This is a genomic window from Halalkalicoccus paucihalophilus (assembly GCF_001593955.1).
GTDB classification, from domain to species: domain Archaea; phylum Halobacteriota; class Halobacteria; order Halobacteriales; family Halalkalicoccaceae; genus Halalkalicoccus; species Halalkalicoccus paucihalophilus.
Genome location: NZ_LTAZ01000013.1, coordinates 213,396 through 232,592, shown reverse-complemented (window position 1 = coordinate 232,592; position 19,197 = coordinate 213,396). Strand labels below are relative to the sequence as shown.

Here is a 19,197-nt window from a genome sequence, read left to right as displayed (position 1 = left end):
CCCCCGTGGGCGATCGCGCCGCAGAGACCGATGGCTAACGACCCTTCGGCCCGTATCGAACTCGGGTCCGAACAGACGGCCGGCGGGGAGTCGTATTCGGTGTTCGTCGCCGGCGATTACGTCATCGGTCGGGACGAGTCGCCTAGTCCGGAGACCACGATCGCGCCGTCGCTCCGGGACCGGATCGCGGCGGCCGACGTTTCGGTCGTCAACTTCGAAGCGCCGCTCGTCGCTGCGGACGCAGAGGGCGTTCCCAAGAGCGGACCGGTCGTCTCGAACCACGATGCTGCGGGTGAGGCCATCGCTGAGAGCAGCTTCGACGTCTGTACGCTCGCCAACAACCACGTCCGCGATTACGGTCCCGAGGGCGTCGCCTCGACGGTCGACGCGCTCGAGGCGCTCGGCCTCGAGACGGTTGGCGTCGGCGATACGCACGACGCCGCGTTCGACCCGATCGAGGTTGGTGGTGGCGGTGTCTCGATCGGGATTGTCAACGTCTGTGAGAGGGAGTTCAACATTGCCGAGGAGAACGACTATGGCGCGGCCTGGCTCTCCGACCGCCGCGCTCGGGAGACGATTCAACGGGCCGCCGAGCGGTTCGACACCGTCATCGCCGTCGTCCACGCCGGCGTGGAGTACGTCCCGTTCCCGTCGCTCGACCTGCAACGTCGGTTGCGGGAGTTCGTTGATCTGGGCGCCGACCTCGTCGTCGGCCACCACCCGCACGTCCCACAGGGCTGGGAGCGCTACGAGGGCGGAATGATCTTCTACAGCCTCGGTAACTTCCTCTTCGACGCTATGACCGACTCTAAGAACGCCTCGTGGGGGCTCGCACTCGAAATCCGGTTCGAAGGTCCGACGCTCGTCGCCGTTGACCTCGTACCGACCGAGGTGATCGACGGCGTCGTCCACCCGCTCGGCCAGCGGCGCGACCGAGACGACCACCTCGCCTACCTCGAGCGCGTCTCGGAGATCATCACGGATCGAGCGTTGCTCGAACCCTACTGGCAGGAGATCGCCGTCCAGTTGCTCTACGAGCGATACACGAACTGGCTGCACACCGGCGTCGGCACGACGCTCCAGCGGGCACGAGCGGATCCCAACAACTCCGAACTCCAGCGACCGCTGTGGGATCTCGAGGCGCGCCGTCGCGAGATTCTCACGTTGTTGACGGTCGTCCGGATGGAGTCACACCGCTGGACGATGGCCACTGCGCTGGCAGTACTGACGGGCGAAACCGAGGACCAACGGACGCCGAAGATCAGCGAGGAAGCACGGTCATTGCTGTCCCGAGCGTCCCGCTAACCCCCTCTCTTTCTCTCTCTGCGGGATCGTCTCACTCGGACGCTACCGATTCGACGTACTGACGGTCGGCCTCGATGGCCTCCGGATACGGCCGCTCGTCGGTCACAAACTCGACGTTCGCGTAGCCGTCGAACCCCGCCTTGAGGAACGGCTCGAAGACGGCCTCAAGGTCGTAGAACGCCGCCGAGAGCGGGCAGCGATGGCTCGCGCCGCACTCGCGGACGGACTGAACGTGGAGGTTGTTCGAGAGGTCCGCGAGTTCGTCCGCCTCGCACTTGATCTCGTCTTTCGGGACGGAAAAGCCGGGCTGGTAGTTGAGCCCGCAGCGGTTGTCGTCGATGGCCTCGATCAATCGCCTGGCGCCCTCACGGGTGTTGGTCAGGGTACCGGCGTGCTTCTCGACGGTGACGCCGACATCGTACTCGGCCACCCGGTCGGTCAGGCGCTCGAGGTCGGCGACGACCCGCTCCCAGTAGTCAGGGTCATGATCCCCGTACTCCTGGCGACCGGCCCAGACACGGATCAGGTCAGCGTTGAGACGGTCGGTAATCGCGAGTTCGTGCTTCAACTCGCTGTCGAACTCGTCGGTACCACAGCGGAGGTAGGAGCCGTAGACGGGGATCTCGAGGCCGTTGGCGTCGACCTCCTCCCTGATCCGTTGGCAGTCGTCGGCCGTCCCGTCGCCGACGTGGTCGCGTCCCCAGATCTCGACACCGTCGTAGCCGGCCTCGCCGGCCAGTTCGATGACGTCCCCGACGGCGCGTTCCTTGCTCGAGATCGTGCAGAGGCCGACACGGATGCTCATCCGTTTTCACCCTCGCCGTCGATACTCGTCCCCTGCGAGTCGGGACGAATCGCCGTTCCGGACGCACTGGACTCGTAGAGCGCATCGATCACGCGCTGGACGGTCAGCGCCTCCTCGATGATCCCAGCCGGTGGCTCGCGGTTGCCCGCGACGGCCTCTACGAACTCCCGGTCCTCCGCAAGGTGCATGTCCGTCCCGCTGACGGAAACGGATTCGACCGGCTCGCCGGCATCCGCGCTCACGAGCGATAGCTCCGATTCTCCGACGACGAACGCTGCGCCGGCTTCGGAGCCGCGAACGACACACGAGCGTTCCGGAGCGCAGGTCCCGTGCCAGGAGACGTCGATCGAGATCGTTCGGCCGTCGGCCAGCCGGAGCAGTCCCGTCGCCGAGTCGTCGACGGCGTACTCGCCGTGTTCCGAGCGCACGGTACCGCTCACCTCGATTACGTCGGGATAGTCGAGGACGTGGAGTGCGAGGTCAATGACGTGAACGCCGAGATCCATCAGGACGCCGCCACCGGCGAGATCCTGGTTCGTAAACCAGCCATCGCCGCTGCCAGGGACGCCCCCTCGGCGCAGGTAGGTCACGTCGACGTGTGAGAGCGATCCGAACTCCCCGGCGTCACGAAGCGCCCGCACGCGTTCGGTCTGGCCCGAATATCGCATTGTGAACCCGACCATGCAGAACCCGTCGGCGTCACGTGCGGCGTCGGCGATGCGCCGGGCGCTTTCGACGGTGTGGGCGAGGGGTTTCTCTATGAGGACATCGACGCCGGATTCGAGCGCGTCGACCGCGACCCGCTCGTGAACGCCGTTCGGAACGCCGACGATCACCGCATCGACGCCAGACTCGAACAGCGCTTCGTGGTCGGGATAGGTCGGGGCGCCGAACTCGTCTTCGAATGTCGCTCTAGCGCCGGGATCCACGTCGGCGCCGGCGAGTTCGCCGCCGAGGGTGTCGATTCGATTCGCATGGATCTGTCCGATCGTGCCGAGCCCGACGATACCGACGCGGACCGGCGTATCAGTAGCCATCCCAGAAGTCATCGTCCGACCGGTACAAAAAGATATCCGCCGGGCTCCGTCCGCTCCCTTCGCTCAGTGCATCGCTCCGCTCAGTACTCCACGGCGACCGGTTCGTCCCGCTCGTTGGACTCGTAGACCGCGCAGACGACAGCCGCCTCCCGAAACCCGTCGTCGCCCGAGGTAAGCGGTGGTCGGTCGTTCTCGATGGCGTCGATGAAGTCCCGCAGGAGGCCGTCGTCCGGGATCGATCCCCAGTAGACACCGTCGACCCCCGCTCCCTCTCGCGTCCGTTTGAGCGTCTGATCGAAACAGTCGACGGAGATCTCACCCTCGGTCCCGATCAGGTTCAGCGTCGCGTCGCCCCAGTAATCCCAGTCGTCGGGGCGGTCCCACGAGCCGTCGAGCGTGAAGACGCTGCCGCCCGAGAGCTCCATCGAGAGGACGTTGACGTCCTCGACCGTGAGTTCGTCGTGCATCGTCGAGAGCTCGGCGAATACCTCGACGACCTCCTCGCCCGTGATCCAGCGCACAAGGTTCACGATGTGAACCGTGTGGTCCATGGCTGCGCCGCCACCGGCGTGTTCGGGATCGGCCGACCAACCGGTCAGGTGGCGGTCGCGCAGCCAGGCGCGGTTCGTCCCGACCGCGACGCGGAGGTCGCCGATCTCGCCGGCGTCGTACGCCGCTTTCGCCCGCCGTGCGGGAACGCTGAACGGGAGCGGCATGCACAGACCTAGCTGAACGTCTGCCTCGTCGCAGGCGTCGACGATCGCCCGGGCGTCGGCCACGTTCGTCGCCAGCGGTTTCTCGCAGAGGATATGGACGCCGGTGTCGGCCGCCAGTTCAACCCAGCGTCGGTGAGTCGTGTTGGTCGACGAGACGATCACCGCATCGACGCGCTCGACGAGTTCCGACGGTTCGTAGAATTCGGTGTCGTGTTCCGTGGCCGCTTCGCGACCGCGCTCAGCGTCGTCGTCGGTGACGCCGACGAACTCCACGCCCTCAGCCGCGGAGAGCCGCGACGCGAAGCCGCCGGTGTGGACGTGGGCCGTCGAGAGCAGCCCCATTCGGATCACGCCGTCACCTCCGCGACCGCGACCGGCTCGCCGCGCTCGGCAGACTCAAGCGCGGCGAGTGCGACGCGCAGGGTCTCGATCCCGTCCTCGAGCGTGATCGGCGGCTCCGAACCCGTTCGGACGCAGTCGACGAACGCCTCGAGCTCGCGCAGGTACGGGTCTTTCACGAGCGGTTCGTCGATCGGGTCGCGGTCAGGTTCGCCCGTCGCCGTCGTGCTGACGATATCGATCGGATTCACGTCCTCGCTGTCGAACTCGAGAAGTCCCTCGTCGCCAGCTATCTCGAACCGCGTCGCGAACGGGAGGTCGGGCCGTCGGGGCCAGCGGGCGTCGACGTGTCCGACGGCGCCGTTTTCGAACCGAACGGTCGCGAGCGCGTACTCATGGGCGTCCCACCGCCGACGGCGGGCGAAGACGCGCTCGATCTCGCCGATCGTCCACCGGAGGAAGTCAAAGTCGTGGATCGCCAGATCAAGCAGGACGCCGCCGCTCTTCACGTCGTCCGCGAACCAGTCCGAACGCTCCTCGAACGGCGACTGTCGGAGCGTTCGGATGTTTCCGGGTGAACCGATGTCCCCCACCCGTACTCGCTCGCGAGCCTTCGCGTACTGGGGAAAAAACCGGATTGTGTGGCCGGGGACGACCGTCGCATCCGAATCCGCGGCCGCGTCGGCGATCGCCCGTGCGTCCGCCATCGTCCGTCCGAGTGGTTTCTCACAGAGAACGTCCAGACCACGTTCTACGGCCGGTAGGACCAGTTCGCGGTGGGTGTGCGTCGGGGTACAGACGTCCACCGCGTCGAGCGATTCCGTGTCATACAGCTCGAGGGCGTCGTCGTAGACCACCGCAGCGTCGGCGTACTTGTCGGCGAACTCCGTCGGGTGGCTCGGCGACGCGACCGCTACGACCTCGACTCCGTCCATCTCGGCGTATCGCAGCGCGTGGACCGTCGCCATAAAGCCACGACCGAGGATCGCGATCCGTTCCATCACTCAAGGCCAACAGGGAGTGACACGATAAGTATTGTGACGGCCGATCGGCGGTCGCTTCCGCACGTTTCTCTACTTTCAGCACAAGCTTTCGACGTGGCTAATTCGGGAATACGATGGGTGGCAGTCGAAGACCTCAACGTGAAGCCGATGCTCGAAACCTCACAGTCGGCGAAGAACAAATAGGACGCCGCGTCAACTACCCCGGCGTAAACGCCGGGGCTTGTCGGTGAACTCCCGTTCAAGCCGAAACATCGGCGAACGTAAACTCGTCGCTTACGTTCACCGTTCCCGACTTTAGGGCGAGTTGACGGTTCGCCCGTCCATGCGGAGACTTCTGTCCCGCGCGGACATGCTTTATTCCGATATTCTTCGCCGTCGCAACGTCGCAATACGACGTTGCTGCCCGTCGGATATCATCCGACGACCGCGTTGTAGTCCGCCTGAACCTCGTAGTCACACTTCCGGCAACAGAACCGCTCCTGTTTGGGTCGGTTCCCCCGCTCGGTGTGGCCGCACTTCGAACAGCGTTGGGACGTGTACGCCGGGTCTACCTGCGTAGTCGAGATACCGAATTCGGCTGCTTTGTACTCGACGTACTCGTAGAGCCGCTGGAACGCCCATGCGTAGAACGCTTACCTACAGAATATATTTCTGATATTTATAGATTATTATTAAGGTTATTCGTTCCGGGTAGTTATACGCTTTATGCACCGTGTGTGTTACTGACATCGTTATGGATAGCACTCAAAACCGCGGCTCAGACGATGCGAACAAGGAACGACGGGCAACCGACAGGACGACTGAAACGTCCCTTAGTCGGCGGGCAGCGATGACGGCGGCGGGGATAGCCGGCATGGGACTTCTGGCCGGATCCGGATCGGCCAATGCTGCTCAAAATCAGCGATCGCGCCCGTGGAACCGGGACGTCGACGCACGGGAACACACCCTGTACGACCTAGGCACCCTCGAGATGACGGGTTCGGAGCCGATCACCAGCTTCGCGGGCGAGAACCTCTCCGTCGACGACGGCGTGCTGAACGCCACAGCCAGCGCCAACGACGTAATCAACAACGTCCGCTACGTCGACGTCGAGGAGGGTGCTACGGCGGTCCAGGAGGCCGTCGACCAGGCCGACGCTGAGGGTCACAACAAGGTCGTTGTCTACGGCGACAAGGGTGAGTGGAATCGGACGATCTACCTGCCCAGCGAGTTTACCTTCGAGATTCTCGACGGCGTCACCATCACGTCGACGATGACAGCGGAGGATACCGAGGTGTTCCACGGCGGCGCCGCGCTCATCACGAACGACGATCACGAGAACGGCAATCATGACATCACGGTCCGCGGGGGCCACATTGACTTCGCGGGCGTCGATTCGGACCAGGATGGCATCCGGTGGGGGCCCGTCTGGCTCCACACCGTCGACAACGCGCGCTTCGACTCGATCACCGTCGAGAACGTCGACTGGCGCTACGGGATGGTCTTTACCGACTGTACACGGTCGAAGATGGTCGACTGTCTCGCTCGCAACACCGGCTACGACGGTATCACCCTTCGGGGGACCTGCCGGCACGTCGACGTCGTCCGCTGTTCGACCTACGATAACGTGAACGGGCCGGGCATCCAGGCGGCGCCGAGTATCGGTGAGGGCGGCACCGGCGGTCATAACCTCAACTTCATTGACTGCCGGATGGACGAACACCTGGCGATCCACGGCGTCCGGGGTGGCATCACTGATGTCGGCATCCACGGCTGTTCGGTCCGGCGCATCGGCATCATCCAAGAGGTCGACGGGTTCCGTATTTCGGACTGCGACGTCGATACGATCGCGTTCTCGGCGTTCACCGGCGAGATCCGCAATGGCCGGGTCAATTCCTGTACCATGGCGCCGCGATACGCCGATCACGACGCCCAGATCCCGGCGGCGATCGTCCTCTGGACGTGGGACGACGACCTCATTGAGAACGTCTCCTTCAGCGACTGCACCGCGCGGAATCTCGATACGTTCGTCGAATGTCGGATCCTCGCCGAATCGTCCACGGTCAGGTACATCGACTTCACCGACTGTGCGTTCGACGTTGGCACCGGTGACGAACCGCGGGCGTTCATCGAACACACCTCCGACGGCGACCAGCCATCGGTGGGCGAACTCTCGAAGGTCCGTATCCACAGCTGTAAGGTCTGGAACGCCGATACCGCCGTCCTCGGTCCGATCAACGGCCTTCGCGTCCGGCTCTCGGAATTCCATGACGTCGGCGACCTCCACGACAGCAACGTGACGGATCTGGAGACACACCGAAACGACTGGTGGTAAGAGGAGACGAGGATCGCGACCGTCTCGCTGAGGAGCAGGCGTGGTTCATCCCGAGCAGTTATCGCTCGTCCGGCGGTCCGACTCGGCGAGCAAGCGCCGTCGCCGTCGAGAGGACCCGGTCCTCGACGCTGTGGTCGAACCTCGCGGGCAGCTCCGTCAGATGGACGAACCGGTCGGCCTCGTAGCCTCTGGCATAGAGGTCGTCGACCGTCGGGATGTAGGTCATGTAGTTGTTCGAGTAGCCCGCGACCCACAGCGGGCCCCCCAGTCGCTCCTTGAGCTTCAGCGAGTAGCTGACCAGCACTTCGCCCGTCAGCGCCACCATCGTCAGGTCGCCGCCGAACCCGATCGCCTGGATCGGATAGGGATGGCTACGTGGCAGCTCACCATGCTCGTTGAGTTCTCCGAGAAGGTGTTCGGCGTGGCGTCGCTCGTAGCGCTCCTCGGACTCGAGTCTCTCCTCGAGATCCGCTCGGGACGGGGGCTCCTCGAACTCGAGGGCGACCTCCTCCTTCACGCACCGCAACGGTCCGTGGACCTCCCGGCGCTTGGCGACGAGCGCACTCCGGACGGCCGTCGCGAGCGACTTCCCGTAGTGTTTCGTGAGTCCGAGGTCGCGCTGTGGGTAGGCCTTCTGGTCGCCGCCACACCCCTGAACGAAGACGGCAGTCGCCTCGGGATACACCTCTTCGAGGTGGTCCATTGCGTATCCCGCCCAATCGCCGCTCCACTCGCGGATGAACAGACTCGTCGGGTGACACGCATAGCCGAAGAGTATCCCCCGAAGCGTCTCACCGTCCGGCGATTCGACGGCGAGGACGGGCACGTCGTGATCGACCGGACCGTCCGGATACGGCTGGAAGCCAATCCCCTCCTCCAAGGGGAGACGTCGGTTCATCGCGATCCCACAGCGAGAGTGGCTGTACGTGAGCGACGCGGGAGCGAGGTCCCCGAGGGCTTCGCCGACAGTCTCGACGAGCGTCTCGATGAGAAACGATCGATACGCCCTGGCCTGAGCGCGCTCCTCGTCGTTCAGGGAGAAGACCTCGGTCTTTCGCTCCCGGTAGACCGGGCCGCAGTGGGTATGCGAGGCGTTCAGTAGGAGATGGGATGCGGGGAGGTCGTAGCGGTCCGCACAGACGGCCGTGATCTCCGCGTGCAGCGGCCGCGAGATGGCGAGCACCTCGACGCCGACGGCGACGAATTGCGTTCCCTTCTCGTCCTCGAGGGCGATGGCCTTCGCGTGCAACGGCTGTAACGTCCCCTCGGAAGGCTCTTCACGGGCCCCGTAGCCTGCCATCCGCATCGGTTCGGACGGCGTGATATCCACGCTCGCAGTCCCTGCGAGCCATTCGGTCGAGGCATCGGTCTCATTCATACACCCCCTCATCGACCCCCGGGGTGAAAAACACGACTGGTTTCGTAGTCGATAACGCTGCAACAATCATTCTCACGGTCTTGAAGGCGACCGGGCCTCTCTGTGCTCGATGGCTGACAGTCGGATCTCGGCTTATCGGAATCGGCTCAGATCCGTCCGCTCCCACGTCAGGTCGCGGTCCTCGAGTGCCGGTAGGAGCTGTGGCACGTCACACTCCCCGACGACGCCGTGGACGACGAGCCGAAAGTCGATGTCGTACTCTGTCGCGGTGGCGATCTCGTAGAATCCCGTCGGGACGTCCGCGGCATTGATCCGGCGGAATCGCGGGTCGGCCGCCGCGGCCACGAGCGCGTGCAACGCGCCGACACCGATCCCGTCGAGCGCGTACCCCTCCACGTCGTCGGGTTTGTCGCGGTTCCGAACGCGTCGTTCGAGATAGTCACACGCGCGGAGGACGTCGAACACTCGCATTCCGAACAGCGAGGTCCCGAGCATGAGCGCGTCGCTCGCCAGTTTGTACTCTGTCCCGTGGTAGTCGAAGTACTCGCCGCCGTTAGCCAGTGGCGTGTTCACGGCTCGTGACCGGACGGCACCGACGCCGCGCGGATCGAACGCCATCGCGATCCCCCGCTCACGGGCGTGGGCCGCGATCCGATCTTCGTGGGCACCGAACTCCTCGGTGCCGTGATCCGACAGGACGATTGTCGGAACGGTTCGCTCGGGCGGTTCGAGCGCGACAGCGACGATGCCGGCGACGAGCACGTCGGATTCGGCGTAGAAGAAAACCTTTTCCCAGCGAACACCGGCCGCCTCGTCGGTTTCGGTGTCGATGCGGCGTGGATGCAGTTTGGAGGCCGGTCTCGCGAGATCGAACCGCTCGGTGACGGTCTCGCGGACTGATTCCGCGTACGCGTCGTGGTCGTCGACGGAGGGTGCGCTACCGGCGTCTCCGTCTCGACTTCGAACGAACTCACGGTTGCGGTCGACGACGTGGGTCTCGTCTTCGTACTCGCCGTGAACCTGCCCGACTGCGGTACACAAGAGCGTCGCCTCGTCCTCGACGGGTGGATTGGCCGTCTCGAACGTCGGGGTCACACCCCGAAGGTGCTCGCGAAACCAGTTGATCATCGCCTCACGGAGCGGTGCCGAGAGGCCATGCGTGTCGTCGGCGACCGCGAGGTCCACGTTCTCGGGACTGTCGTAGAGTTCATACACGTCGCGGGCTCGCCGGAGCGTCTTTCGGCTCCCCTCGATACACAGGAAGTCCGACTGTGCGGAACCGATCAGTACGGGTTTCGGCGCGAATGCGGCGATAAAGTCGTCGTAATCGATCCCCCGTTCGATGGCCCTGTAGAGGATCTGCTCGCCGTCCTGGGCCTGCCCGGTCTTCATGTACTCCTCGCGGGACGTAACGAAGCAACACGGGACCGCCACGTCGAGTCGGTCATCCGCGAGCATCAGAAAACCCGTCTGCATACCGCCGCCGGAGTTCCCGGTCGCACCGAGTCGGTCTTCGTCGACGTCTGAACGGCCTTCGAGGTAGTCGAGCGCGCGTACCATGTCCCAAATGAGGTATCGCGCGAGGTTCGACCCGGCGACCTGACACTGCTGGCCGAGATACGTGTGCTCGCGGAGGTTCATCCGATCGATCTCGCCCGTTTCGGGGTCGTAGCTCTGGACGCGCTCGCCCTGTCCGATTGGATCGATCGAGAACGCGACGAAGCCGTTCCGGGCGAGCTCGATACAGGCTCGCTGGTAGGCCGGGCTCGCTTTGCCGGTCGCGGCGTGGCCGCACAGGAACAGTACCGCCGGGAACGGCCCGTCACTGTCGGGCCGGTAGAGGTTACCCGTCACGTGCATTCCCGGCAGGCTCTCGTAAACGATCTTCTTGACCGAGTACCCCTCCCGATTCACCACGCCGGTACACTCGGCGCACAACGACGTTCGTTCCTCGGGCAACCCGCCCAGTGCGTCGAGAAACGCCGCCCGAACGCGCTCAACGCGGCGCTCGTGGTCGGCCACCGACCGGATCGCGTCCTTTCGTTCTCGTATGGCTTCGAACTGCGCTTCGGCCCGTTCGCGGAGGTGTCTCGGGAGTTGGTCGCTCACGTCGTAGAACCCGTCGAGGTTTGCTCGAAAGCTGTCCATTACCCTCCCTCTCGCCACCGCTCCCTTCAACGTTGTGGCGATCCTCGAACCCTTGACCAGAACGACCACTCATACTTATCCCGTCGGCCGTCCGTCTTGGTTGATATGGAGATCGACGTGAAGCGAGCGGAGCGGTACGTAAGTAACCTCGACAAGCGGATGGCGTTTCATTTCGGAAACGTCGTCGCGACCGAAGGCCCCCACCACTTCCTTGAACTCACCCTCGGGATTGACGACGAAGAGGCGACCGGACTCTCGATGGTCGGGATGGCCCCGATGTGGTTCCTCAAGGAGCCTGAACTCTCGCTTGCCGAGGCGACGACGGCCCTTCTCGACGTCTTTCGGGCTGCGACCGAAACGGCCCTTCGTCAGGAGCCGTCGTCGACTGTCTTCGACCTCTGGTACGACCTCTTCGAGCGCCAGCGGGTGTGGGCTGTTGGGACGTCACACCCGCCGTTGCTGTGGGCCTACGGCGTGAGCATGGTCGAGCAGGCGGTGATCGACGCGTTCTGTCGCCATTATGGGATCACGTTCGCCGAGGCGGTCCGTAGCGACGTATTAGGCGTCGAACCTGGCCGGATCTACGACGAACTCGAGGGGGTCTCCCTCGCGACCTATCTGCCTGACGAGCCGACCCGCGATGCCGCAGTCCGGCACACGGTCGGTCTTTCAGACCCGCTCGAACCCGACGAGATGAGCGAGGACGACCGTCTGGACGACGGCCTTCCGCAGGCGCTCTCGACGTACGTGGATCGACAGGGGATCGATCACTTCAAAATCAAGCTCTCGGCCGATGCGGAGCGCGACGCGGATCGCCTCGCGCGGATCGGAGCCGTCCTTGAGGCGAGTTCACTTGAGTCGTATCGGTGTACACTCGACGCCAACGAACAGTATGACACCGTCCGTGCGTTCAAGGACCAATGGGAGCGCCACGCAACCGATCCCTCTCTCGCGGCGGTCGTCGATCACGTCGCGTACGTTGAACAGCCCCTTCCCCGGGCGGCGGCGCTGACCGACAGGACCCGCGACGTACTCACCGACTGGGAGGGGCGACCGCCGATCATCATCGACGAATCTGACGACGACCTCGACAGCGCCGGGCGTGCCCTCGAGTGTGGTTACGCGGGGACGAGCCACAAGAACTGCAAGGGCGTCTTCAAGGGGTTGATCAACGCCTCCCTGATCGAAAAGCGCCGCCAGGAGGATGGCGGCGAGTACCTCATGAGCGGCGAGGACCTGACGACGATCGGGCCGGTCGAACTGCTTCAGGACCTCGCCGTGATGGGAACGATGGGGTTGGACCACATCGAGCGCAACGGTCACCACTACTACCGCGGATTGAGCTTCCTTCCGGAGGATCTCCAGACCCGGGTTCTCGAGGCCCACGACGACCTCTACCGCCGTCACGAGGACGGATTCGTCACGATGGCCGTCGAGGACGGGCGGTTCCGGTTCGGAAGCGTCATCGACGCACCGTTCGGCCGGGGCTTCGATCTCGATCCGTCCCGATTCACGCCGGTCGAGGAGTGGGACGTCGACTCGATGCTCGCGTAGGATCGCTCAGGTGTCGAGTTTCGTCCGGTAGGCGTCGGCCCACGGCCGTTGTCGTTCGAACGCCGCACTCGCCGCGAGGACCGCCTCATCGCCGAATCGCGGGCCGACGAGTTGCATGCCGATGGGGCCCTCGTCGAGGAACGCCGCCGGGATCGACGCGGCGGGATGGCCGGTCATGTTGATCGGCCACGTCAGCAGCCACCCCGCCTGCGGATCGACCTTCTCCCCGTCAACACGGACGTTTTCGAGCGAATCGTTTTGAAGCGGGGGTCTCGAAAGCGTCGGCGTGACGAGGAGGTCGTAGTCGTCGAAGACGTCCTGAATGCCGTCGAACAGGACGGTCCGAACCTGATTCATTCGCCCGATATCGACCGGTGAGAACCGTCGACCAGCCTCGATCCGGTCGCGGAACGACGCCGGGACGGCGGCGGCCGCATCACCGAGGAAGTCGATCCCGTGTCGTCGTTCGATGGAATCCGCGATCTTGGCCGAGAATGCCTGCATTAACCCGAAGCGTGTCTTCTCGGCGAGTTCTTCCAGCGGATAGCCGAGATCGATATTGACGCGGTCGACGGTCGCACCTTCCCGTTCGAATGCCGATAGAACATCCTCAATTCGCTCGCGAACGGTTCCGGCGACCGGAAACACGCCGAGATCGGGGCTGTAAGCGATCGACCAGTCGTCGAGGGACCGGTCGAGGGCCCCGCGGTAGTCCGTGTCGCTCGCCGGGAGCGAGAATGGATCACGCGGGTGCGGATCGGCCATGACTTCGAGCGCGATCGCGGCGTCGGTGACCGACCGCGTCAGAACCCCCTTGTCGATGAACGGGGAGTGATACTGGAACGGGTTCGGCCGTGCCGGTTTGGGAATCCGGCCGAACGAGGGTTTCAGTCCGTAAACACCACAGCACGCCGCCGGGATCCGAACGGAGCCTGCGGCGTCGCTGCCCTGTCCGATCGCGACCATCCCGTCGGCCACGGCCGCCGCACTCCCGCCCGAGGAGCCGCCAGCGTTGCGCGCCAGATTGAACGGCGTCGATGTCGGCCCGACAAGTAGGTTGTCCGTCACCGGCCGGTGGCCGAATTCCGGCGTGTTGGTCTTTCCGACTACGATCGCGCCGGCATCCTCAAGTCGCTGCACGAACACGGCTGTGTGTGTGGCGACGTTGTCGGAGAACGCCTGACAGCCGAACGTGTGGTGAATCCCCTCACGAAAACCGGTGAGGTCCTTGAGCGCGAGCGGAACGCCGTGAAGCGGTCCGATATCGTCGCCGCGTTCGAGCGCCCGCTCGGCCTCGCGAGCCTGCGCTCTGGCGTGGTCGGTCGCCACCGTGATGAACGCGTTCACGTCGTCATTCCGGTCGTCGATACGTGCTAAAGACGTGTCGACGACCTCGAGCGGCGAGACGTTACCGTCCCGTATCCGCGCTGCCAGTTCGGATGCGGGTGCGTACCGAAGGTCAATGGTCATCGATTGTATGAGAAGGTCCGGGCAGCGAGAAAAACGTACTGGTCGATCGAGCGTCGAACGGATCACCGCCGGCTCGCGACAGAGATGGGTACACACCTTGACTACCGTCGTCCTCATCGCGTTTTGTATCGACAAACGCTGTGCGTCGATCACACTTACTATCTTACGCCTGTACAACTGTAAATGACGATGCCATTGCAGCTCGCGACGATTTGTAAACACTAATTCGTACACTTCTATATTATATTTCTAATAACGAAAATATGTGGTGCGCTCGACTACGGTTTCGAGCAGCTCCGCCGTGTCTTGCATCTCGGAGCGCGATTTGTTTAGTATTACAAAACTTCTATGAGTGGTGTTACCAAGGGAATCGTTTGTCAGCGAGTCGGGACTGTTCGAGTCACTCCGTATCGTTTCCGGGCGCTCATCAACAACGAATCACTTTCCGACCACCGCTCGCATGGCTGCGGCCGGGGAGACGTTCGATAGGCATCGTTAAGGAGGTAGGGGGGTATCGTGGGGACAGCGAGTCTGCTTCGAGGTAGCTCGTAGAAATATATGATCGACGTCGGCATCATCGGGCTCGATACGAGCCATTCCGAGAAGTTCGCTGAACTGCTATCGAGCCGGTCAGATACGACCGTTCGTGGGGTCTGGGACGGCGGCGACGTCCGCCCCGATGCGTACACCGAGGCGTTCTGCCGGGATCACTGTTCGTCCCGGTACGATCGTCCTGAGGAGATGATCGATCACGTCGACGCAGTGATGATACTGACGGTCGACTGGGATCGCCATCGACCGATCGCGGTCCGATTCCTCGAGGCCGGCGTTCCGACGTTCGTCGACAAGCCGATCGCCGGTTCGATCGACGACATTGAGACGCTGCGACGTACCGTCGAACGGAACGGGACGCCGTTCTGTGGTGGTTCGGCCGTTCCCTCCCATCCTTCCCTGGCAATCATGCGTGGAGACGCCGGGACACACGATCTGTTCGCCGCCGGTTACAACGACCCGTTCTACTACGGCGTTCACATCACCGACGCCGCACGTACGATCTGCGGTGCAGACTGGACCCGAATTGTCTCCGCCGATCACGGTGTGGCGACGACCGTCACCTTCGCCGACGGATCGAGCGCGACGCTCCGGTTCGACGGCCCGACCGAGAACGCGGCGTTCGGATTGCTTGACGTCGGAGGGGCGACCCGCACCGCTCGAATCGACGCTACCGCGGAGGAACTCAACCGGATGTACAATCCGTTCATCGAGGCGTTCGTCGAAACCGTCCGTGGAAATCGCGACGAGAGCGGTCGGCTGTTCGACGCCGCGACGCTCCTCCTCGGCGTGCAGGCCGCATTGGAATTCGACGTGGTGGTCACTCCCGAGAGCCCGCTGTTGGCCGATCTCACACGAGATGGGAGGTCGTTTACGGATACCTACGAGCCTCTCTACTGATCGATTCGGCCGTTCAACTTCGTCTCTTTGCCTCTTCGTCCCTGCAGCCTACTGAAATGATTGACTAGCTGTTTTATATGAAATGAACTACAACCGATGAATACGATATGTCCAGAGCGAGCACCCTTGCGGTCGATGGCGGTGATCCGGCCGTCACGATCGACGACCCGGAACGCTGGAAGCGCCCGATCGAGGCCGAAACGGAGATTGTCACGGACCTCCTCGAAGCGGGAGCGATCTCCGGATCGGGTTCGGGCTTTCCGCTCGAGTTCGAAGCGGAGTTCCGGGAGTACAGCGGCGCCGAGTACTGCCTGACCGTTGATCACGGTTCGACGGCGATCGAGAGCGCGTTCTACGCGGTCGGCGTCGGTCCCGGCGACGAGGTCATCACCCCGACAGTGGGCTACATCGGCGCGTACGCCGGCGCGCTACATCTCGGCGCGCGACCGGTCTTCTGTGAGATCGATCCTAAGACGCTGCTGCCGGACCCGGCCGACATCGAGCGCCGGATCACCGACCGGACCGCCGCGATCGCGATCACCCACTGGAACGGGCGAGTTTGCGATATGGACGCGATACTTGATATCAGCGATCAACACGACATCCCGATCGTCGAGGACGCCGCCCACGCACACGCCTCCGAATGGAAGGGCGAACATATCGGGAGCGTCGGCGACATCGCCTGCTTCAGTCTGCAGGGCGTCTCGCCTCACGGAAAGCCGATCGCCGCCGGCGAGGGCGGTATCGTTACGACCAACGTCCGGGAGTACTATGAGCGACAACTGTCGTACTGTCACCTCCATCGATCCGGCGTCAACGATGAACTCACGCTCGAACCCTACGATGGACTCGACTGGGAAGTGCTGGGACTGAAGTATCGCGCCCACCCGCTCGCACTCGGCATCGCGAAAGTCGGTCTCGAGAACCTCGATTACCGGGTCGAGCGGCGGTTGCGATATCGCGACCGGCTGTTCGAACGCCTCGAGGAGCTACCGGGTGTCAGACCGGTGTGGCCGTACGAGGAGTCCGAGACGGATGGCCTGTACGGTGGACTAAAAGTGGTCCTCGAACCCGACGAACTCGGCCGATCCCCGGAAGTCGTCGTCGAAGCGCTCACGGCAGAGGGCGCACCCGTCCGCGGTCCGGGATTCTCGTACATGGAACACCGCCGGACGATCTTTCGGGAAGGGTACGACCTCTGGGGACGCGGCCGGAGCCCGATCGACGGCGAGTTTTGCGGCCTCCCCGCCTACGAGGGATATCAAGAAGGCGACTTCCCGATCTCAGAAGCGCTCGACGAGCGCGTGGTCACCGTCGCCTCGTATATCGAACCGGAAGAGGGGTTCGTTGAGCAGGTCACCCGCGCCTTCGAGAAGGTCGCCCGATAGCACGGAGACCACGCTCCTTCTCGCGATCGGACCAGCGCGAGCGCCAACGGAATCGATTATCAGGACACGATATCGCGTGACCGCGTACGTCGAATCCGACACCTACGCCGTTCCAACGTCGACCCAGCGTCCCGTTTCGGCGGACTCGTAGGCCGCATCGAGGATCCGGAGAACGACCAGTGCGTCAGCGAGCGTCACCGGCGGGTCGCCGTCACCGTCACAAGCGTCGAAGAACGACTCGACGAACTCCCTGCCCCACGCACCGCCGTATCCCGGTTCCGGGTCGTAGTCATAAGTGATCGTTCGGTGTGGGGTGCTGGCCCACTCGCCACTCGTGTCGTCGAGTTCGAGTATCGTCGTCCCGTCGAAGCCGAACTCCCGCCCCATCGGGTCCCAACTGCTCCGACCGGCGGTCCCGTAGATGTCGAGTTTGGTATCGTAGAGGGTCTTACTCAGATAGTAGCCACACTGGAGCGTACCAAGTGCCCCGCTCGCCGTCTCGAATTGGAGCGTTGCGCCGTCCTCAACGTCGACGCCGTCGGTTCCGGCGACCATACTGGCGTTGACGCGGCTGATCGGCTCCTCGAGAAGTCGCGTGAGCAACTGGATCCAGTGGATTCCGAGCCACTGGAGGATACCACCTCGACTTGCCTCTTCGTCGAAGATGAAGTGTGACGTCTCCCGGTAGGCCAACTGGGAGGCGACGAACCGCGCGTCGAACGCTCGCAGTTCGCCGAAGAATCCGTCATCAACGAGTGAGGCGAGTTCCTGTGCGATCGGGTGGGATTGCCAGGGATACGAGACGCCGACCGTCGCGTCGCCTTTTTCCACGCGCTCTATGAGAGGTTCGAGTTCTGCTGCGGTCCGAGCCGCCGGCTTTTCCGTATAGACGTCGACGCCGGCCTCGAGTGCCCGGTCAATCGCGGCTGGAGTGTCCCGATTGGGTACTGTTAGAAACACGACGTCGGGAGCCGACGCCGCCAGCAGCGACTCGAGGTCGTCGTAGACCGGAACGTCGCCGAGACTCGGAACCGAGGATGGATCGAACGCGGGGTTGGGTTCACACGCGCCCGTAACCCTCACCGGCAATTCTCCGAGCGTCCGCAGGTATGGGTCCGCGTGGTGGTGGTCCAGGCCGACATAGCCGATGGTTTGGTCGGTCATTGAAACGCCGGCATGACCTTGGTTCCGAAGCGCTCGAGCGTCCCGAGGGTGACGTCCTGTGGCTGTCCGGGGAATTGGCAGCGAAGGTATATCTGGTCGACACCGAGGGCCTCGTACTCGCGGAGCTGTTCTATGCAGTCATTAGGCGACCCGAGGACGAATTTCTCCTCTAACTCCTCGTAGTCGACTTCGACGTTGTTCTCGTCCATGTAAGTCTGCCCCCAGCGAGCGTACCACTCATACATCTGCAGGAGGTACGGCTCGATTGTCTCACGGGCGTCCTCGACCGAGTCGCTGACGAAGCAATCGCGCATCAACACAACGTCGTGATCCGACCGCACCTCGTCGAACTCGTCGAGGGAGTCCTCGTAGACGCCGATCTGGTGTCGGAGGTTCTCGGTTGTCGACGAAGCGCTGGCGATCCAGCCGTTGCCGCGGTAGGCGGCCCGCTTGATGGCAATGTCGGCGTGGCCGCCGATCCAGACCGGGAGTTCGGTCTCCGGACGTGGACTGATGAAGATATCGTCGAACGACCAGTACTCGCCATCGTGGCTCACGCTCCCCTCATTCCAGAGGCGTTTGAGGATGTGAAGCGATTCGATAAAGGCTGAACTCCGGTCATTCATCGGTACGCCGAATGGTTCGATCTCCCGCTCCCGGTAGCCGATGGCCGCCCCGAAACGCATTCGACCACCTGAGAGACGATCAATCATCGCGACCTGTTCGGCGAGGTGGAGCGGATCGTAAAGCATCGGCAACATCGCCATCGTCGACAGGTCTAGTGTCTCCGTCCGTGCCGCGATCGCCGCCAGTGCAGTGATTGGCTCGACGAACCCCTCCTCGTGAAGATGCCGCTCGCCGAGGGCCGCACCGTCGAATCCGAGGCGTTCCATTGACTCGACCTGTTCGTACAGGTCCGTCACCGAGAATTCGCTCTCGGGTGTGTAGTACTGGTTTAGAAAGACGCCAAATTTCATGCGATACTCTCCTCCGTCCAATCCGTCTGACAGGCATACATGATCCGTCCTCGTCGAAGCACCCCATCGTAATGTACGTTATGATGGTCGGAATATCGCCATCTACGGTGCTACAGCCGCCGATATCAGACGTCTCGTTCTATATA

Annotated in this window: 14 protein-coding genes and 1 pseudogene; 5 read left to right on the top strand and 10 right to left on the bottom strand. The window is 63.4% G+C overall.

Annotation, left to right across the window (positions count from 1 at the left end; translation table 11 throughout):
* Window positions 1-30: 30 nt before the first annotated feature.
* Complete coding sequence (locus tag HAPAU_RS16425; RefSeq protein WP_066384982.1) at window positions 31-1,305, top strand: CapA family protein; 1,275 nt, start codon at window positions 31-33, stop codon at window positions 1,303-1,305.
* A 31-nt stretch (window positions 1,306-1,336) separates the two neighbouring features.
* Here HAPAU_RS16425 and HAPAU_RS16420 read toward each other — a convergent pair whose 3' ends face one another.
* From HAPAU_RS16420 to HAPAU_RS20245, 5 genes and pseudogenes are all read right to left on the bottom strand, one after another.
* Complete coding sequence (locus HAPAU_RS16420; protein WP_211263611.1) at window positions 1,337-2,110, bottom strand: sugar phosphate isomerase/epimerase family protein; 774 nt, start codon at window positions 2,108-2,110, stop codon at window positions 1,337-1,339.
* The gene (locus tag HAPAU_RS16415; protein WP_066384980.1) at window positions 2,107-3,147 is read right to left on the bottom strand and encodes a Gfo/Idh/MocA family protein; all 1,041 of its coding nucleotides are present in this window, start codon (window positions 3,145-3,147) and stop codon (window positions 2,107-2,109) included. Before HAPAU_RS16415 ends, HAPAU_RS16420 begins: the two co-directional genes overlap by 4 nt.
* Before the next feature lie 80 nt (window positions 3,148-3,227).
* Window positions 3,228-4,205 carry a Gfo/Idh/MocA family protein gene (locus tag HAPAU_RS16410; RefSeq protein WP_066384978.1) on the bottom strand — a complete coding sequence of 326 codons (978 nt, stop codon included), beginning with the start codon at window positions 4,203-4,205 and terminating at the stop codon, window positions 3,228-3,230.
* A gap of 5 nt (window positions 4,206-4,210) precedes the next feature.
* Window positions 4,211-5,203 (bottom strand): Gfo/Idh/MocA family protein, encoded by a 993-nt coding sequence (locus tag HAPAU_RS16405; protein ID WP_084383837.1) that lies wholly within the window; start codon window positions 5,201-5,203, stop codon window positions 4,211-4,213.
* A 241-nt stretch (window positions 5,204-5,444) separates the two neighbouring features.
* Window positions 5,445-5,835: pseudogene (locus HAPAU_RS20245) on the bottom strand (zinc ribbon domain-containing protein); the annotation flags it as partial.
* Window positions 5,836-5,939: 104 nt separating this feature from the next.
* On the opposite strand from HAPAU_RS20245, the gene HAPAU_RS16400 reads away from it, so the two are divergent.
* The gene (locus HAPAU_RS16400; protein ID WP_157078521.1) at window positions 5,940-7,520 is read left to right on the top strand and encodes a hypothetical protein; all 1,581 of its coding nucleotides are present in this window, start codon (window positions 5,940-5,942) and stop codon (window positions 7,518-7,520) included.
* Window positions 7,521-7,578: 58 nt separating this feature from the next.
* On the opposite strand, the gene HAPAU_RS16395 is transcribed toward HAPAU_RS16400, so the two are convergent.
* Together HAPAU_RS16395 and HAPAU_RS16390 are read right to left on the bottom strand one after the other, a co-directional pair.
* Entirely contained in the window at window positions 7,579-8,898 is a 1,320-nt protein-coding gene (locus tag HAPAU_RS16395) for a neutral/alkaline non-lysosomal ceramidase N-terminal domain-containing protein (RefSeq protein ID WP_066384975.1), read from the bottom strand.
* A 132-nt stretch (window positions 8,899-9,030) separates the two neighbouring features.
* The gene (locus HAPAU_RS16390) at window positions 9,031-11,046 is read right to left on the bottom strand and encodes an alpha/beta hydrolase family protein (RefSeq protein ID WP_066384973.1); all 2,016 of its coding nucleotides are present in this window, start codon (window positions 11,044-11,046) and stop codon (window positions 9,031-9,033) included.
* A 105-nt stretch (window positions 11,047-11,151) separates the two neighbouring features.
* Between HAPAU_RS16390 and HAPAU_RS16385 the strand changes: the two genes are divergently transcribed.
* A complete protein-coding gene (locus HAPAU_RS16385) occupies window positions 11,152-12,600 on the top strand; it encodes a hypothetical protein (RefSeq protein ID WP_066384971.1) in 1,449 nt (482 codons plus the stop codon).
* Window positions 12,601-12,606: 6 nt separating this feature from the next.
* Here HAPAU_RS16385 and HAPAU_RS16380 read toward each other — a convergent pair whose 3' ends face one another.
* The gene (locus tag HAPAU_RS16380; protein WP_066384969.1) at window positions 12,607-14,070 is read right to left on the bottom strand and encodes an amidase; all 1,464 of its coding nucleotides are present in this window, start codon (window positions 14,068-14,070) and stop codon (window positions 12,607-12,609) included.
* A gap of 558 nt (window positions 14,071-14,628) precedes the next feature.
* On the opposite strand from HAPAU_RS16380, the gene HAPAU_RS16375 reads away from it, so the two are divergent.
* Complete coding sequence (locus HAPAU_RS16375) at window positions 14,629-15,522, top strand: Gfo/Idh/MocA family protein (RefSeq protein ID WP_066384967.1); 894 nt, start codon at window positions 14,629-14,631, stop codon at window positions 15,520-15,522.
* Between the two features lie 107 nt (window positions 15,523-15,629).
* Window positions 15,630-16,910: a DegT/DnrJ/EryC1/StrS family aminotransferase gene (locus HAPAU_RS16370; RefSeq protein ID WP_066384965.1), complete on the top strand. Its 1,281-nt coding sequence runs from the start codon at window positions 15,630-15,632 to the stop codon at window positions 16,908-16,910.
* Window positions 16,911-17,012: 102 nt separating this feature from the next.
* On the opposite strand, the gene HAPAU_RS16365 is transcribed toward HAPAU_RS16370, so the two are convergent.
* Window positions 17,013-18,074 (bottom strand): Gfo/Idh/MocA family protein, encoded by a 1,062-nt coding sequence (locus HAPAU_RS16365; RefSeq protein ID WP_066384963.1) that lies wholly within the window; start codon window positions 18,072-18,074, stop codon window positions 17,013-17,015.
* Complete coding sequence (locus HAPAU_RS16360) at window positions 18,071-19,051, bottom strand: LLM class flavin-dependent oxidoreductase (protein WP_066384962.1); 981 nt, start codon at window positions 19,049-19,051, stop codon at window positions 18,071-18,073. The genes HAPAU_RS16365 and HAPAU_RS16360 overlap by 4 nt, the downstream gene beginning before the upstream one ends.
* Window positions 19,052-19,197: the final 146 nt, after the last annotated feature.

Excerpts from the sequence above, each read along its gene's own strand:
- HAPAU_RS16390 (WP_066384973.1), bottom strand. The coding sequence starts at position 11,046 with ATGGACAGCTTTCGAGCAAACCTCGACGGGTTCTACGACGTGAGCGAC.
- HAPAU_RS16410 (WP_066384978.1), bottom strand. The coding sequence starts at position 4,205 with ATGGGGCTGCTCTCGACGGCCCACGTCCACACCGGCGGCTTCGCGTCG.
- HAPAU_RS16405 (WP_084383837.1), bottom strand. The coding sequence starts at position 5,203 with ATGGAACGGATCGCGATCCTCGGTCGTGGCTTTATGGCGACGGTCCAC.
- HAPAU_RS16400 (WP_157078521.1), top strand. The coding sequence starts at position 5,940 with ATGGATAGCACTCAAAACCGCGGCTCAGACGATGCGAACAAGGAACGA.
- HAPAU_RS16370 (WP_066384965.1), top strand. The coding sequence starts at position 15,630 with ATGTCCAGAGCGAGCACCCTTGCGGTCGATGGCGGTGATCCGGCCGTC.
- HAPAU_RS16425 (WP_066384982.1), top strand. The coding sequence starts at position 31 with ATGGCTAACGACCCTTCGGCCCGTATCGAACTCGGGTCCGAACAGACG.
- HAPAU_RS16415 (WP_066384980.1), bottom strand. The coding sequence starts at position 3,147 with ATGGCTACTGATACGCCGGTCCGCGTCGGTATCGTCGGGCTCGGCACG.
- HAPAU_RS16365 (WP_066384963.1), bottom strand. The coding sequence starts at position 18,074 with ATGACCGACCAAACCATCGGCTATGTCGGCCTGGACCACCACCACGCG.
- HAPAU_RS16360 (WP_066384962.1), bottom strand. The coding sequence starts at position 19,051 with ATGAAATTTGGCGTCTTTCTAAACCAGTACTACACACCCGAGAGCGAA.
- HAPAU_RS16375 (WP_066384967.1), top strand. The coding sequence starts at position 14,629 with ATGATCGACGTCGGCATCATCGGGCTCGATACGAGCCATTCCGAGAAG.
- HAPAU_RS16380 (WP_066384969.1), bottom strand. The coding sequence starts at position 14,070 with ATGACCATTGACCTTCGGTACGCACCCGCATCCGAACTGGCAGCGCGG.
- HAPAU_RS16420 (WP_211263611.1), bottom strand. The coding sequence starts at position 2,110 with ATGAGCATCCGTGTCGGCCTCTGCACGATCTCGAGCAAGGAACGCGCC.
- HAPAU_RS16395 (WP_066384975.1), bottom strand. The coding sequence starts at position 8,898 with ATGAATGAGACCGATGCCTCGACCGAATGGCTCGCAGGGACTGCGAGC.
- HAPAU_RS16385 (WP_066384971.1), top strand. The coding sequence starts at position 11,152 with ATGGAGATCGACGTGAAGCGAGCGGAGCGGTACGTAAGTAACCTCGAC.